General features: G+C 34.9%; 14 protein-coding genes. 2 read left to right on the top strand and 12 right to left on the bottom strand.

The window, feature by feature from the left end; all coding sequences use genetic code 11:
- Positions 1-37: 37 nt before the first annotated feature.
- The 4 genes from HOG71_12035 to HOG71_12020 form a co-directional block, all read right to left on the bottom strand.
- Positions 38-1,096: an MFS transporter gene (locus tag HOG71_12035; GenBank protein ID MBT5991571.1), complete on the bottom strand. Its 1,059-nt coding sequence runs from the start codon at positions 1,094-1,096 to the stop codon at positions 38-40.
- A gap of 5 nt (positions 1,097-1,101) precedes the next feature.
- Positions 1,102-2,154, bottom strand: a complete 1,053-nt coding sequence (locus HOG71_12030; GenBank protein MBT5991570.1) for a glycosyltransferase family 2 protein — start codon at positions 2,152-2,154, stop codon at positions 1,102-1,104.
- Between the two features lie 82 nt (positions 2,155-2,236).
- Positions 2,237-3,130 carry a hypothetical protein gene (locus HOG71_12025; GenBank protein ID MBT5991569.1) on the bottom strand — a complete coding sequence of 298 codons (894 nt, stop codon included), beginning with the start codon at positions 3,128-3,130 and terminating at the stop codon, positions 2,237-2,239.
- Between the two features lie 66 nt (positions 3,131-3,196).
- Positions 3,197-4,648 carry a GWxTD domain-containing protein gene (locus tag HOG71_12020; GenBank protein MBT5991568.1) on the bottom strand — a complete coding sequence of 484 codons (1,452 nt, stop codon included), beginning with the start codon at positions 4,646-4,648 and terminating at the stop codon, positions 3,197-3,199.
- 112 nt (positions 4,649-4,760) lie between these two features.
- Between HOG71_12020 and HOG71_12015 the strand changes: the two genes are divergently transcribed.
- Entirely contained in the window at positions 4,761-5,429 is a 669-nt protein-coding gene (locus HOG71_12015) for a hypothetical protein (GenBank protein MBT5991567.1), read from the top strand.
- Here HOG71_12015 and HOG71_12010 read toward each other — a convergent pair.
- The 6 genes from HOG71_12010 to mtnA all read right to left on the bottom strand — a co-directional run bounded on the left by HOG71_12010 (position 5,419) and on the right by mtnA (position 10,756).
- The gene (locus HOG71_12010) at positions 5,419-6,369 is read right to left on the bottom strand and encodes an acetyl-CoA carboxylase carboxyltransferase subunit alpha (GenBank protein ID MBT5991566.1); all 951 of its coding nucleotides are present in this window, start codon (positions 6,367-6,369) and stop codon (positions 5,419-5,421) included. The genes HOG71_12015 and HOG71_12010 overlap by 11 nt on opposite strands.
- A gap of 75 nt (positions 6,370-6,444) precedes the next feature.
- Positions 6,445-6,705: a hypothetical protein gene (locus HOG71_12005; GenBank protein ID MBT5991565.1), complete on the bottom strand. Its 261-nt coding sequence runs from the start codon at positions 6,703-6,705 to the stop codon at positions 6,445-6,447.
- A 9-nt stretch (positions 6,706-6,714) separates the two neighbouring features.
- Positions 6,715-7,764: an alkaline phosphatase gene (locus HOG71_12000; GenBank protein MBT5991564.1), complete on the bottom strand. Its 1,050-nt coding sequence runs from the start codon at positions 7,762-7,764 to the stop codon at positions 6,715-6,717.
- Positions 7,765-7,773: 9 nt separating this feature from the next.
- Positions 7,774-8,874, bottom strand: coding sequence for a DNA-protecting protein DprA (gene dprA, locus HOG71_11995; protein MBT5991563.1), 1,101 nt, complete (start codon positions 8,872-8,874; stop codon positions 7,774-7,776).
- 3 nt (positions 8,875-8,877) lie between these two features.
- Entirely contained in the window at positions 8,878-9,399 is a 522-nt protein-coding gene (locus tag HOG71_11990) for an adenine phosphoribosyltransferase (GenBank protein ID MBT5991562.1), read from the bottom strand.
- Between the two features lie 283 nt (positions 9,400-9,682).
- Positions 9,683-10,756 (bottom strand): S-methyl-5-thioribose-1-phosphate isomerase, encoded by a 1,074-nt coding sequence (gene mtnA, locus HOG71_11985; protein ID MBT5991561.1) that lies wholly within the window; start codon positions 10,754-10,756, stop codon positions 9,683-9,685.
- A gap of 285 nt (positions 10,757-11,041) precedes the next feature.
- Here mtnA and HOG71_11980 point away from each other — a divergent pair, with 285 nt between their 5' ends.
- Complete coding sequence (locus HOG71_11980; GenBank protein ID MBT5991560.1) at positions 11,042-13,162, top strand: T9SS type A sorting domain-containing protein; 2,121 nt, start codon at positions 11,042-11,044, stop codon at positions 13,160-13,162.
- A 10-nt stretch (positions 13,163-13,172) separates the two neighbouring features.
- Here HOG71_11980 and gpmA read toward each other — a convergent pair whose 3' ends face one another.
- Together gpmA and HOG71_11970 are read right to left on the bottom strand one after the other, a co-directional pair.
- Positions 13,173-13,916, bottom strand: coding sequence for a 2,3-diphosphoglycerate-dependent phosphoglycerate mutase (gene gpmA / locus HOG71_11975; protein ID MBT5991559.1), 744 nt, complete (start codon positions 13,914-13,916; stop codon positions 13,173-13,175).
- 66 nt (positions 13,917-13,982) lie between these two features.
- Positions 13,983-14,204, bottom strand: a complete 222-nt coding sequence (locus HOG71_11970) for a DUF2795 domain-containing protein (GenBank protein ID MBT5991558.1) — start codon at positions 14,202-14,204, stop codon at positions 13,983-13,985.
- Between the last annotated feature and the right edge of the window lie 427 nt (positions 14,205-14,631).

The raw sequence follows: 14,631 nt of genomic DNA, 5'->3' as shown, positions 1-14,631 counted from the left end.
TGGTTAGGTTAGTCAAGGAAAAGCAAATAGGAACAGCCTACGGCTTAATGTATTCTATACAAAATCTTGGTTTGTGGGGTTTTCCAATTTTGGCAGGAATTATTCTTGATAAAGCAAATGAACCAAATATCATGGCAGATGCTGCTTTCCCAAATCGATCAATCAGAAATCCAAATAAGGGTGTGAAAAATAGAGTGCCTAAAGGCAAAAGAGATGTTATTTGCCCACTTTGAACATAGCTAACACCAAATTTGTGATAAAAGAAATCCGGTGCAAATGCCATAAAGGGAAAAACAGCTGAATAAAAGGTCAGGCAAATTAGTGCAATCATGATATAAGCTGGATTTTTAATAATATCCAGAATATCCTTCATTTTAAATTTGTCTTCTTTCGTAAGTAATTCTTTTTGTTCTAGCTGTTTATCTACCTTAATATCAATAAGCATATAAATAACAAACACCAGCAAACCAATACAAACTAAAATGGCAGCAAACCAAATAGCCCAATCTAATTTTATTCCATTTTGTGCTAGTCTTGGTGAAAGTTGCAGGGCTGCAAAAGTTCCTAGTCGACCAAATCCAACTTTTAGTCCAAATGCCAAGGCCAGATCTTTTCCCTTGAACCATTTCACAAGTATTTTGCTGATAACGACTATGCTTGTTTCTGCTCCTAAACCATAGAAAAAACGACCGAGTAACATCATTTTAAGCTCAGGGGAATATTTGGGTAAAAAGGAGCTCATCATATTGTATCCAAGCCCCCCATTTTGATATCCTTTTGATGAACCATAGGCTGTAAGCACTGCTCCAAAAGTCATGAAGAAAACGAAAATGAATCCTGTTCTTCGAATGCCTAATCGATCCAATATAACTCCACCAATAACTGCCATAAAGAGGAAGGTATTTGGAATTGAATAAAAGGAGACAAAGAGTCCATATTGTGTGTTGCTTATATCGAACTCTGCTCTTAACAAATCTTTCAGTGTAGAAAAGGCATCGTAAAAGTAATAATTAACAGAAAGGACAAATCCAACCAGAATCAGTATTCCCCATCGGGCACTTTTCGAATTCATTAATGACTTCATTCGCTGATTCATAAAGGCTATTTCAATTGATGTCCTAAATCAGAAAACACCTTTTTCTTTTTCAGAAAATATTGCAAGGCTACACTTTTGGGATATAAGAGTTTGAATATTTCTTTATCAGACACTGTTCTGGTTTTCTTCACTTCTTTTCTTTTTCTACTAATCATTGCTGGGTGGAATAATAACCAAAACCAGGCATGGAAAAGTGCTCCAAATCGTTTGAAATTAAAGCTGACAATAGATTGTGCAGCAGTAAGCATGTCTAACAAAATTCGGGATGGGATTATTCGAAATAAATTTTTCCCTTCAAGATTTTTCAGCAGCATGAAAACAGAATTTCGATGATTCCAATAGATCTTTTTATAACTATCGTAGGAAATGATGCCACCACCATAATGATACACCAGCGATTGTGGAACCACACCGAGTTTATAGCCTACCAGATTTATGCGATAACAGAGATCAATTTCTTCCATGTGATGCACAAAGTCAACATCCATATCGCCACTTTTTTTAAGTGCTTCAGCGCGCACAAACATGGCAGCACCAGTTGTCCAAAAACAGCGTTGAATATCGTTATACTGTCCTTTATCCTCTTCAATAGTGTCGAACATTCGTCCACGGGTAAAAGGGTAGCCATATTTGTCCATGAAGCCACCAGATGCACCTGCGTATTCAAATTTTTCAGGTTCCAGCATCGATACCAATTTTGGCTGTAATGCACCAATATTTTCATCTTTTTCAGCTTCTTCCACCAAGGGTTCAATCCAGGCTTTATCTACTGAAACATCATTGTTTAAAACAACAAAGTATTTGCCTTTTGCGAATTTAAAAGCATTGTTATAGGCTAAGCTAAAACCACCATTTACCCCATTTTGAAAAATTTCTACCTCTGGATATTTTTCTTCTGTATAAGCCACACTATCATCTGTCGATTTATTATCAATCATGATGATTTCGAAATTGGAATAAGTGGATTTTAGTAAGCTACAAAAACAGTCGTCAAGAAATCGTTTGCCGTTGTAGTTTAAAACCAAAACACTTACTAAAGGTGATTTTTGTTGATTCATTTTCTCTCTGTTCTGAATTATGGAGCAAAAATAGTATAAGATTAAAGACAAAAAGAACAAAGACAAAAGACTTATTCATGGTCTATCTTTTCTCTTTCAAAGTCTTTTCGTCTTTCCCAGTCTTTCTTTCATGTTTCCACCTTTTATGAGACCATAGCCAGCCGTCAGGATATTTTCGGATGGCCTTTTCCAATAATTGAACATATTTAGCGGAAATTTCATGCTTCTCCTCATTTTTCAGGTTTGCAGAAACTTCTTCAACTTGAAATTCGTATTTTCCTCTTGACAAGCGGATCATATCAATAAAATAGACGGGAAGGTTTAGTTTCATGGCCAGCTTTTCAGGTCCGGTAAAAAACATAGCATCCTTGTTTAAAAAATTTATCCAAAAATGCTGATCTCCTTTTGTAGGCGACTGATCATTTAAAAATGTTAAATACAGACCTTCATTTCTATGCTGAAATAAGAAACGGGAAACTTGCTTGGCAGGAATGTATTTCATATTAAAGTTATGACGTATTTTATGCCATAAAAACTCGAATGTTTTTGATTTGAAAGGCTTATAAGCACCATAAAATGGATGGCGTAAAACCATGCTCAAATATTGGCCGCCCAGTTCAAAATTTCCTCGATGACCGGTGATAATAATGGCACCTTTATCTTCTTGATAAAACTTCTCATAGGCTACATCTTCTCTGAATCTGATCATTTTTCTTAATCTCGATTCCGATAGAGTCAATAGTTTAATCGACTCCATAAATACTTCTGTATAATTCCGGTAGAAATTCCTTTTAATTTGATTTATTTCCTTTGTTGATTTTTCAGGAAATGATTGTTTCAAATTTGCTGTTATAATCTCCGACCGGTATTTTACAACAACATTCAAAATGAAATTAATGATGAAAGCTATCCCATATATTAATGGGAAAGGCAAAATTGCGATGATGTATAAAAGGACTAAAAAGATGTATTTCATAGTCGTAATTCGACTGTAAAAATCGTTAAAAAAGAGGAATTCTCGTGTGTGAGGTATTGAGAAATATTACTGCCCGAAATCATCATCCAAAAAATCGCCAAAGACATCGTCATCAGTTGGATTTATATTATTGTAACGACTAATGGTATTTTTCCAATCATTATTCTTCACTTCTCCGCTGGCATCAGAATGAATAAGTTCGTATTCATCCATAGTTCCGGTTCGGTTAAAGAAAATGAATTTTTTATTTTGCTGGAAATCATTTAGTCGGTAGTAATGCCAAATTTGATAGGGATAGGAAAGTATGGCATTTTCAGATTCAACAACACTATTTGGAGGGCCGTATTCCATATATACGCGACCACGATCCGTTAAATAACCCTTCCGTAATTGCGTTCCAAATATTTTATTGCATTCCTCAATTTTAACCAGATATAGATACCACGCTTTTGCCGGGTTTTCTTTATTTCGGTTAATCCAAAAAGCATATAAAAATTCAGATAACTCATCTTTATCATTTTTCCTTTTGATTAAAGCAGCTTCTTGAATTTCATCATGATTTGAAATGACGTATAAATAATCTAAATATTCAATTAATTGTTCGCGGCTATATCCTTTGATAATTTGTGCCAGAAGTTTTTTGCTATCCACTTCGGGGTCTTCCACAATCACATTGCTTTTTTCCTGTTTCGAAAAATAGGCTGATTTTGAGGCTAGTTTTACATTTTTGCTATTGAATACTTCGGCAACCAGTTCGTAGTTTCCAATTGGTAAATCACGAATCAAAAGAGAACCAAGTAAATAATTGGTCGAATAAACTTTCAGTCGTTTGGTGTGTTGAAAATCGACTAAATTCATGGAATCCATTCGTAAATAGTACTTGACAAACAAATTTTCTTCCTTGATAAATTTATCGGCATTGTAAAATTCTAAATAGAAATACAGTTTTTCCTGTCGTGACGAATAGGAATTAAAGACGTTTGGAATGACATTGTAAGTATTACGGGTAAACGAGTTTTTTGTATGAGATGAATAAACTGTATCTGAAAACAATATGTCTGAAAAACTTATGAAGCTATTTTTAAATCGTGTACTTACAATTGAAGCATAATACGTGTTGTTTTTCTCATTGTGATTGTCCGTAATCCAAACTTGAAAATTATAGGTTCCATAGGGCAATACAACTCGTAATAGATCTGTTAAGGCAAAGTTTAAATCAGCTGTATCTGCAAATTCAGGACTAACAATATTGAATTCTCCTGAAGCATAAATACTGTCATCGTAGGAATACTCAAGCTTTACATTAACAGAGGCAGTGTATTTATTCTGTTCATTAATTTTGAGATCGATACTTGAAATAGGAACCTTGAGGTAAAGCTCTGCAAAACTACTTTTATCGGTGTTTTTAAATACACCATGATTGATGAATACCACAATTGCATGCGATTGAATTGTAGCAAGAGTGAAGATTAATACCAAGAGTATAAGTGATCGAAGGTGTACAGATTTGTTGTTCATAGCCAGCTTTTTAAAGGTTAAAATTAGTTATATTGTTCATGATTCACAAAGGAAAATAAGAATCTAACCATTTGGCTGAGCAAAGTAGTTATTTAAATGAGCATTTTATGATTTGAATTCTAACTTTGTTGTTAAAATTGATCATATTGTGAATGAGAAACTGATTATTGAACCACATTATTTGCCAACAATTCGCTATGTAAGTTATTTGTATCATGCTACATATTTTATTTTAGATGACGAAAGTTTATTTCAAAAGCAGAGTTATCGGAATCGGACATATATAAGTGGAGCAAATGCCCCACTTTGTTTAATTGTTCCGGTGAAAAAAGGAAAGTCGAAGCAGGCATTTAAAGAAGTGCAAATTGACAATAGTACAAATTGGCAGCATATACACTGGACATCATTTTTTTCTGCTTATAATAATTCCCCTTTCTTTGAACATTATCGATCCATTTTTGAACCTTATTATTTCAAGAAGCATACTTTTCTATTGGATTTGAATTTGATGTTATTGCATGAATTAGTGAAGGCATTGAATTTGGAAACTCAACTATTATTACTTTCTGAAAGTGAAAAAAGCAATGATTTTATTGATTTCAGAAACAATATTCACCCCAAGGAAAAATATAATTTAATAGATAGTCGATACATTGAGCAAGAGTATATACAAGTGTTTAGCGATCGGTTTGGATTTCAAAAAGGTTTGAGTGTGCTGGATTTACTATTTAGCGAAGGACCCAATGCCAATCACTTTTTGCAATCGAATTTTAGCTTTTAATTTCTTCGTAAATACCAATATTCGTATACTTAGCAATTCGATTATCAATTCGTTTTTGAGGACTGATTGCTTTTAGTTCATCCAAATGTTTAATAACTTCTTTCTTGAGATTTAAATAAACTTTTTCAGGATCTTTATGTGCACCTCCTAAAGGTTCTTTGACCTTTCCATCAATGAGTTTAAAATTGCATAAGTCTTGTGCAGTTAACTTCATTTGATCGGCAGCTTTTTCCTTATGATCCCAATTATTCCATAAAATAGATGAACAAACCTCTGGTGAAATAACTGAAAACCAAGTGTTTTCCAACATTAACATGCGATCGCAAATAGCCATAGCCAATGCACCTCCTGCAGCTCCTTCTCCGATAATGATGGAAATGACAGGAACTTTAAGCATCATCATTTCCTGTAAATTAGTTGCAATGGCTTCTGCCTGACCATGTGCTTCTGCTTCCAGTCCTGGTGATGCTCCCGGGGTGTCGATCAAGGTAATGATTGGCTTGTTGAATTTTTCTGCCATTTTCATCAATCGCAATGCTTTTCGGTAGCCTTCGGGATTCGACATACCGAAATTACGTTTTTGTTTTTCTTTCATCGAACGTCCCTTTTGGTGTCCGATAATCATGACTGTTTGGTCATTAAAATTTGCAAAACCACCTACAATGGCTGCATCATCTCCACCATTTCTATCGCCATGAAGTTCAATAAAATCAGTGCAAATATGGTCGATATAGTCCATGGTGTAGGGACGGTCAGGGGGGCGGGACAATTGTACCTTTTGCCAACCCGAAAGGTTGGAATAGATATTTTTTTTGAGCTGGTGTAATTCAGATTTCAGTTGCTTGATCTCGTTGCTTTTTTGCTCTTTATCTATTTTCGATTCTTTCAGTTTTTGAATTTTATCTTCCTGGTCAAGAATCGCTTTTTCAAAATCAAGCATGCTGTATTCTTTTAAGTGTTTGAAGTCGGAAGTTAAATTTAACCTTTTTCAATCAAAAGATCAAGTTTGCTCTGTCTACTTCTTAAAATGATCCAATATGGCTTTAAGAATGGCTATGCCGGCAAATCCTATCGCAATAAAACCAATCCATTGTTGTTCGGCCCAGAATTCGACAGCGATAAACAAGGCCAATGCCACAATAATGACTGTGCTAATCAGCGTATTGTATTTAATAACAAATGCTTTTTGTGCAAAAGCTCTTTTAAGGATAAAGATCAAAGCTAAAACGATAACAATAATATGTTTTGCTTCCAGTGTTTCGGGAAATGATAGCATCAGATTGAATTAAAATAATAATGTTCTAAGTTTCATGTAAAGGTCGGTATTTTTATAAACACCAGAAAAGTTCTCTGCTCCCGGACCATTGGCAAAAACAGGGACTAAGGCTGGCGTAATTCCATTGTCCTTTATTTTTAATGAAATTTCATTGTTTTTATTCTCTATTTCAATAAGTCCGCGGTTATAACTGGATGTTATTATTAACAAGCTTTCACGGTCAGAGCCTACATATTTTAGCAACTGCTCAATGAATAATTCCATATCCTTTAATTCAGCTAATAAATAGTCAGGATCGTTAGCCTGACAAGCCCAATCAATATGTGTTAGATTTACCAACATAAAATAACCATTATCATCTTTCACTAAAGTTCGAAATGCTTTGTGCCAAGCGATTTGTAGATATTCTCCACGTAGTCCGGCTTTATCGGGATGATCCGTAAAAACAAGTCCAGCTACCTTTTTAGCTCTACCTTTTTCAAGTTTTCCAACTTGCTCATAAAGTTTGTAGCCTTTTTTTCTGAGATCTTTGGTCAAATCCTCTCCATCTGAACGCTTGTTGAAATACTTCAGTCCGCCTCCTATAAAAACATCCAAATCAGCTTCAAGAATGCTGGAGGCAATTCTTTCTCTTTTTTGATAATTCGATTGATGGGCGAAAAATGCTGCTGAAGAAGGATAAGTGATGGATGATGTGCTGACAATACCAACTGCTTTATTTTCTTTTTTTGCAGATTCCAGAATATTTGTCACATCATTTTTATTTTTATCTTTTCCAAGTCCGCCAGGATACGTTTCTGTTCCACAGGCAATTTTCGAGATTGAAGAAACAGGATTGATTTGAATACTTGTTGTATCGTGTATTTGCAAAAAGCCCGTATGGGAAAGATTGAAAAGGTTTGATTTGCCACCATTTGCAACAGCAGAAGCGGTTAGGTGATCCATTCCAAATCCATCAATGACAACTAAAATAATATTTTTAGGTTGCTGAACTTGAGCGCTTGTTTGGCAGCTGATCCAGCTTAAGATGACTAGGATGATAATTGTTTTTTTATACATTCTGTTTTGTTAAACACATTTATAATAGTTTCCAGGAAAAGCTTTGATTATATTTTTAAATTCAAGATCCAATAGTTTTAGTGAAAGTTCAGAATCTTTCCATTCTGTGATTGCAACAATTTTATCGATATGGCATTTTCCATTTTTGTTTAAGTATTCAACGAGTAATTTCTCATTTTTGTCTAATTCCGACCAATTTATTTTTGTTGACTTTTGGGTATTTGGTTTAATGTCCCAACCAAGGGAATAGGCAATGTCGTTTGCATTGTGAATCAAGCTGGCTTTATTCAATTTGATAAAGTGATTACAACCAGCCGAAAATTCAGCGTCAGTTCTGCCAGGTGTTGCAAAAACCTCACGATTATAGGAGAACGCAATATCTGCAGTAATTAATGCTCCACCTCTTATTCCTGATTCAATAACTACTAAGCCATCAATCATTCCTGCAACAATTCGGTTACGTTCTGGGAAATTGGCTTTATCGGGCTTAGTACCTGAGATATATTCAGACAATATGCTCCCCTGATTTGTAATATCACTAGCTAAGGATCGATGTTGGGATGGATAAATGGTATCCAATCCATGCCCTAAAATTGCCACTGTTTCCATTCCATTTTGTAAAGCAGTTTTATGAGCTAATTGATCAATTCCAAATGCTAAACCACTAACCACACATGCTTGATATTCTTTCAGTTCGGTAACAAGTTGTTCGCATACTTTTTTGCCATAATCGGTTGCTTTGCGTGTACCAACAACACCAATCATTCTATTTTGATTCAGATTACAGTTTCCTTTACTGAATAAAACTAGAGGAGCATCATCAATGTGCCTTAATCTGTCGGGATATTCATCCTCGTAATAAACTAAAACATTGATGTTGTTTTTCTGAATAAACGCAATTTCTTTCTCTGCTCTTTCAAAATCTTTAAAATTCAGAATTGATTCAGCTATAATTTTACCAATTCCGGGTATTTTTTCCAGCGACCTTCTTTTTTCATAGAAAACGGCTTCAGGATTACCACAATAAGCAATCAGGTTTTTAGCCAGTTTTGAACCAACATGAGGTGTTAGTTGTAATGAAATTAGGTATGTTAGCTGATCTGTTTGCATTGTTTAATGTCCGCTATACTCAACCAAATATTTGTAGTTAAAGGCTTCCAGTTTTTTTCGACCTCCTAAATCAGGCATGTCGATAATGGTGGCTACACCAACAATTTCAGCATTCAATTTTTGAGCAAGTTTTACACCAGCCAATAATGTTCCGCCTGTTGCCACCAAATCATCCACAATTAATACCCGATCTCCTTCAAGAAAAGCATCTTTATGAAGTTCAACTTTATCGCTTCCATATTCTAAGTCATATTCTTCCACAATCACATCAGCTGGTAATTTTCCAGGTTTCCTAACTGGGACGAAGCCACAGCCTAATAGGTTGGCTAAAGCCCCTCCAACAATAAAACCGCGTGCTTCAATGCCTAAAACATAATCGATTTTCTTATCCGCATACCAAGATGCCATGGTTTTCAGGACATAGTCAAATGCCTCAGCATTTTTGAACAATGTAGTTACATCATGGAATAAAATTCCTTCTTTCGGAAAATCGGGAACATTGCGTATGTATTTTTTTAGATTCATTTATTTAAGTTTTTGTTGTTGATGCTGTCTTAAAAGTCCATCAGGTTGTCATTCTCGCGAGTGCAGGAATCTCTAAGTTGTTGGTTATGAGATTCCCATTTTCATGGGAATGACGCCAAGGTATAGGTTTTCAGACTTTTGATACAGCCTCCTTAAAAACGATATTTTCAGAACACAAACTACTTCTGTAATATTCAGGAGTTTTAATATAGCGAAACTGATTAGTGATTTTATGCAAATTTCACTATTTATTCACTATAAAAGATATCAATTAAAGAGAAAATCATGCAAATTCAGGAAATAAAGATAAGATACATTTCTCGTTTGCTTCACAGATTCCCCTTTCGGTTATAAGGCCACTTAGCAATCTGGCAGGCGTAACATCAAATGCAAAATTGGCTGCTTTTGTATTTTCAGGGCAAATCAATATTTCATGAATTTCTCCCTTAGAAAGCCCTTTCATATATTTCACTTCATTCTCATCGCGTTCTTCGATCGGAATCTCTTTTAGCCCATCACTCATGTTGAAATCGATAGAAGAAGAGGGAGCTGCCACATAAAATGGAACATGGTTGTCCTTAGCCGCTAAAGCTTTCAGGTAGGTCCCGATTTTATTAGCAACATCACCCTGTCGTGTTGTTCGGTCTGTGCCTACAATTACGATGTCGACCATTTTATGTTGCATCAAATGACCTCCACTATTGTCGGCAATTAATGTGTGAGGAACACCATGCTGACCTAATTCATATGCAGTTAATGATGCTCCCTGATTTCTGGGTCTGGTTTCATCCACCCAAACATGCACCGGAATGCCTTTGTCATGTGCAAGATAAATAGGAGCAGTTGCTGTACCATAATCAACAGTAGCCAGCCAGCCAGCATTGCAATGGGTTAAAATATTGACAGGTTTTTGTTCATTTGAATTGTAAATATCTTCAATCAGTTTCAGGCCATGTTCACCTATTTTCTTGCACTGATCAAGTGTTTCAAGTTTAATTTCTTTTGCTTCATTAAGAATGAACTCTGTAGATGAATTTTTTTCAAATTTAACTTTTTGGAGGATTCTATTTACTGACTTAGCTAAATCGATTGCTGTTGGGCGACTGGCTTTTAATTGCTTGGCAGCTTCATTGATACCCTGTTTTTCTTTTGCAGCTAAATACATCCCAAAAGCTGCAGTAACACCTATTAAAGGAGCACCACGGACAATCATATCTGAGATTGCGAAGACTGCTTCTTCAAGGTTTTTGAGTTCAATGGTTTTAAATTCAAAAGGGAGCAGACGCTGATCAATAACCCAGACTTTTTTGTTATTGTCCAGCCAGATTCCTTCGAAATATTGATTTGCGATATTCATGAGATAACTTTCATTCGAAGATAGGATTTACACAGAAATACATTTTGATTTTAAGAAATTTATTTACACCTAATCAAGCAATTGATTATTATAGAAAGAAAATATCAAAAAGTAGTAGTTTGGTTTACCTCAGATTTGCCAACTTTTTAAAAGTTGTCAAATCTCACCCAGCCTCAAAATCGTATGTGGTGTTTGTTAAAAAGCATTTAAATTTCTCCTGTAAAAAACATAAATTTTGTTCAAAATAAAAATGCAAAATTCATGTATATTTGATAAAAAAACAAAATGAAAAAAACTCTTTTCCTTATTTCCATACTTTTATTAGTTCATACTTCTTTGCATGCACAGGAGAGTTGGCAAGGCATACTGAGTGGGCAGCAAGTATCAACCATCAAAGCAATTCAGCATAATATTTGGATTGGTACAAAAAATGGTGGATTGATCGTTATAAACAAACAGACTAATCAAACTACCTATTATAATAAAGTAAATTCAAAATTACCATCGAATACAATTACGTCAATTGATGAAAGTAGCATGGGAATAGTCTGGATTTGTACTTCTAGCGGAAGTGTTCGGATTGACAATGGTGTATGGGAAATATATCAATCGCAAAGCTCCGAGATTCCTGCTGATGAATTATATGTTTCTCATATTGATAAGCAAGGAAATTTATGGCTAGGTGGAACTAATATCCTGATCAAATACGATAATAAAAATTGGAAGTCATTTGATCACAACAAAAAGGAATTACCCCTGTATGGTGTGTCAGATATTAAATCTGATCAAAATGGAATGGTTTGGCTTGCCGGACTTGGAGGTATTGTCAGCATCGATACTAAAGACAGCATGACCTATTATACCAGTTCAAATTCCAATTTGCCGGGTTTTCTTAATTTCAAATTATTAATTGATAATGACAATAAAGTTTGGGCATCGTATAAATTAGATTACGAGAGTGGTTTTGTTTTACTGCAAGGTTCTGTGTTGAAAAAATACCAGATCAATTATGAGGCCTATATCAATTCGATGTATTGCGATCAGGATGGTGTTTTCTGGATAGGAACAACCAAAGGATTATATAGCTTTAAAAATGATACGCTAATTGGAGTGAATTTACCAATCATATGTGAAGTAAATACAATTGATTTTGATGAAGATGATGTTATGTGGCTGGGGACTTCAAAAGGATTACTTTCATTTGCAAACGAAAGTTGGAAAAATCATGAAACATCTCAATATGGCAAATTTGATTCACCGATAAATCAAATAACTGAAATCAATGGTGAAATAACAATAGCTACAGAAGGATCTATTTATGGTTGGGTAAATAATGGCTTGACAAATTTAAGTGAAGAGGTTTATAATATTTATGGGATTAATCACATAACAACAGATTTGTCTGGTCGCATTTGGTGCGCGACCTATCGGTTAGGAGGAAGCCTATTAGTGGGGCCTTATGAGTTTGATGGTACTAATTGGATTCGTCATAATGTTCGTGATATGGGCAAAGATTATCATTTGGTAATAGACATTGCTGTTGATAAATTCAATAACAAATGGTTTAGTTTTAATTCGTTTGGAAATGGCTTTTGTTTGGCAAGGTATAATGACTTTTACTGGACATTTTATAGCAAAAATAATCATTTATTTGAACCCTATGTAAGATCTCTTGCAACTGATGTTGAAGGTTTCGTATGGGCTGCAAGCCCTGATGGCTTAGGTTTTTTTGATGGTAACAATTGGTTGCTACTCACAACTGATAATTCTGATTTTCCCAGTAATAATATTCAGCTGGTCAAATACGACAAGCAGAGTAAGTTGATTCTGATTGCAAATACCGATGGCATACTTTCAACATATGATGGCAATTCATGGAGTCAGTATGATCCCAGATATTCAGGATTAGAATTCGATTGGATCAATGATATGATTTCAGATAGAAATGGTGACTTGTGGATTGCTACCAATAAAGGTTTGATCAAATATGACAATTTAGGCCAATGGAAATATTTCAACAGCCTCAACTCTCCCTTGTCAGAAGATCAAGTAATGAGTGTTTATGTTGATGCTGAAAATACAAAGTGGATTAATTTGAGATATAGTATTCTGCTTCTTAATGATCCAGTACTTGCAGGTTTACAAGACTATCCTCTTATTTATCCGAATCCTGCCAGTCATCAGGCAACTATTGCATTTAGTTTAGAGGCAAAGGAAAAAGTGCAGATTCGTATTTTGGATATATCTGGGAAAATGATTGATGTTGTATTGAATGAAATTTTAGAAGCAGGAGATTATTACAAAAACCATAATTGTTCAGAACTACGGAATGGTACTTATTTTTACCAAATTCAGATAGGGGATCGAACAACAACCAGTAAACTTGTTGTTATTAATAATAATTGAAGCGACAAAACTACTTTTTAGTTTGACTTTTTACTGAGGAAATTGCTTTTTCAATTTCATCCGCATCTCCCAGATAGTAATGTTTGATTGGATTTAGCTCGTCATCCAGTTCATAAACCAAAGGAATTCCTGTTGGAATATTAAGGTTCATAATATCGTTATCACTCATTTTGTCAAGAATCTTAACAATGGCTCTCAGGCTATTTCCATGAGCGGCAATGAGTAGTGCTTTGCCTTCTTTGATATCTTTGGTAATAACTTCTTCCCAGTAGGGTGTTAGCCTGTCAATGGTGTCTTTTAAACTTTCGGTAAGTGGAAGTTCAGCCTCTGTCAATTCTTTATACCGAATATCATGTCCAACATAACGCTCATCAGTTTTTTCCATGGCAGGAGGTTGAATGGCAAATCCCCTTCTCCATTTGTGCACTTGCTCTTCTCCATGTTTTTCAACGGTCTCGAGTTTATTCAAGCCTTGCAGGGCACCATAATGACGTTCATTCAGTTTCCAGGATCGTTCAACAGGAATCCACATTTGATCCATTTCGTCCAATGCAATCCATAAAGTACGGATAGCTCGTTTTAAAACGGAGGTGTAGGCCTTATCAAAATAAAAATGGTTTTCTTTTAATACTTGACCTGCTTTGTGTGCCTCCGACAGTCCTTTTTCAGATAAGTCAACATCTTTCCAGCCTGTGAAACGATTTTCCTTATTCCAACTACTTTCTCCATGCCGCAGTAAAACAAGTTTCTTCATGTCATTACAATATTACTTCATGGTGTATGCAACCATAAAAGCGAGCCTATAGTAAAAAATTAATAGTTAATATTCATCTTCATTAAAGAAGAATTCATCATGAGTGGGATAATCCGGCCAGATTTCATCGATACTTTCGTATGGATCACCATCATCCTCAAGCTCCTGTAAATTTTCCACCAACTCAAGAGGAGCTCCGGTGCGAATCGCATAATCAATTAGCTCATCTTTTGTTGCCGGCCATGGAGCATCTATCAAATATGACGCTAATTCCAGTGTCCAATACATATAAAATGCGTTTTAGATTTTCGGCAAATATAACAATTTAGAATAAATACAATTAATTAAATACAATTTTTTAAAAGCACTCCATTTTATTGTCTTACAGGCCATTAAAAACAGTATGTTGTATCAGCTTCTTCCTGCAATTTACAAAACTATTTTCTAAATAAATTATGCAATTTTCAGATTATTTATATTCTATTTTGGTCTAGTTTTTTATCAAACCAAGTGCCTTAAAGAGGATAATAAGGGTTTACTTGAATACTTTGTCTCCTAGAATCAAACTATGTTTTCTGATGTCATGCAAATTACATTGATTGTTTTGTCCAATTCCAATATAATCGAAACAGCTATTTCCACTCAAATTTATGTAAGTGGACGTATTGATGTTATTTTTGCAGAAATTTGCAGCAAATAGAAAAAGACCTTAAAT

Source organism: Bacteroidota bacterium, assembly GCA_018698135.1.
GTDB lineage: Bacteria > Bacteroidota > Bacteroidia > CAILMK01 > JAAYUY01 > JABINZ01.
This window is presented reverse-complemented; position numbering and strand designations above follow the sequence as displayed.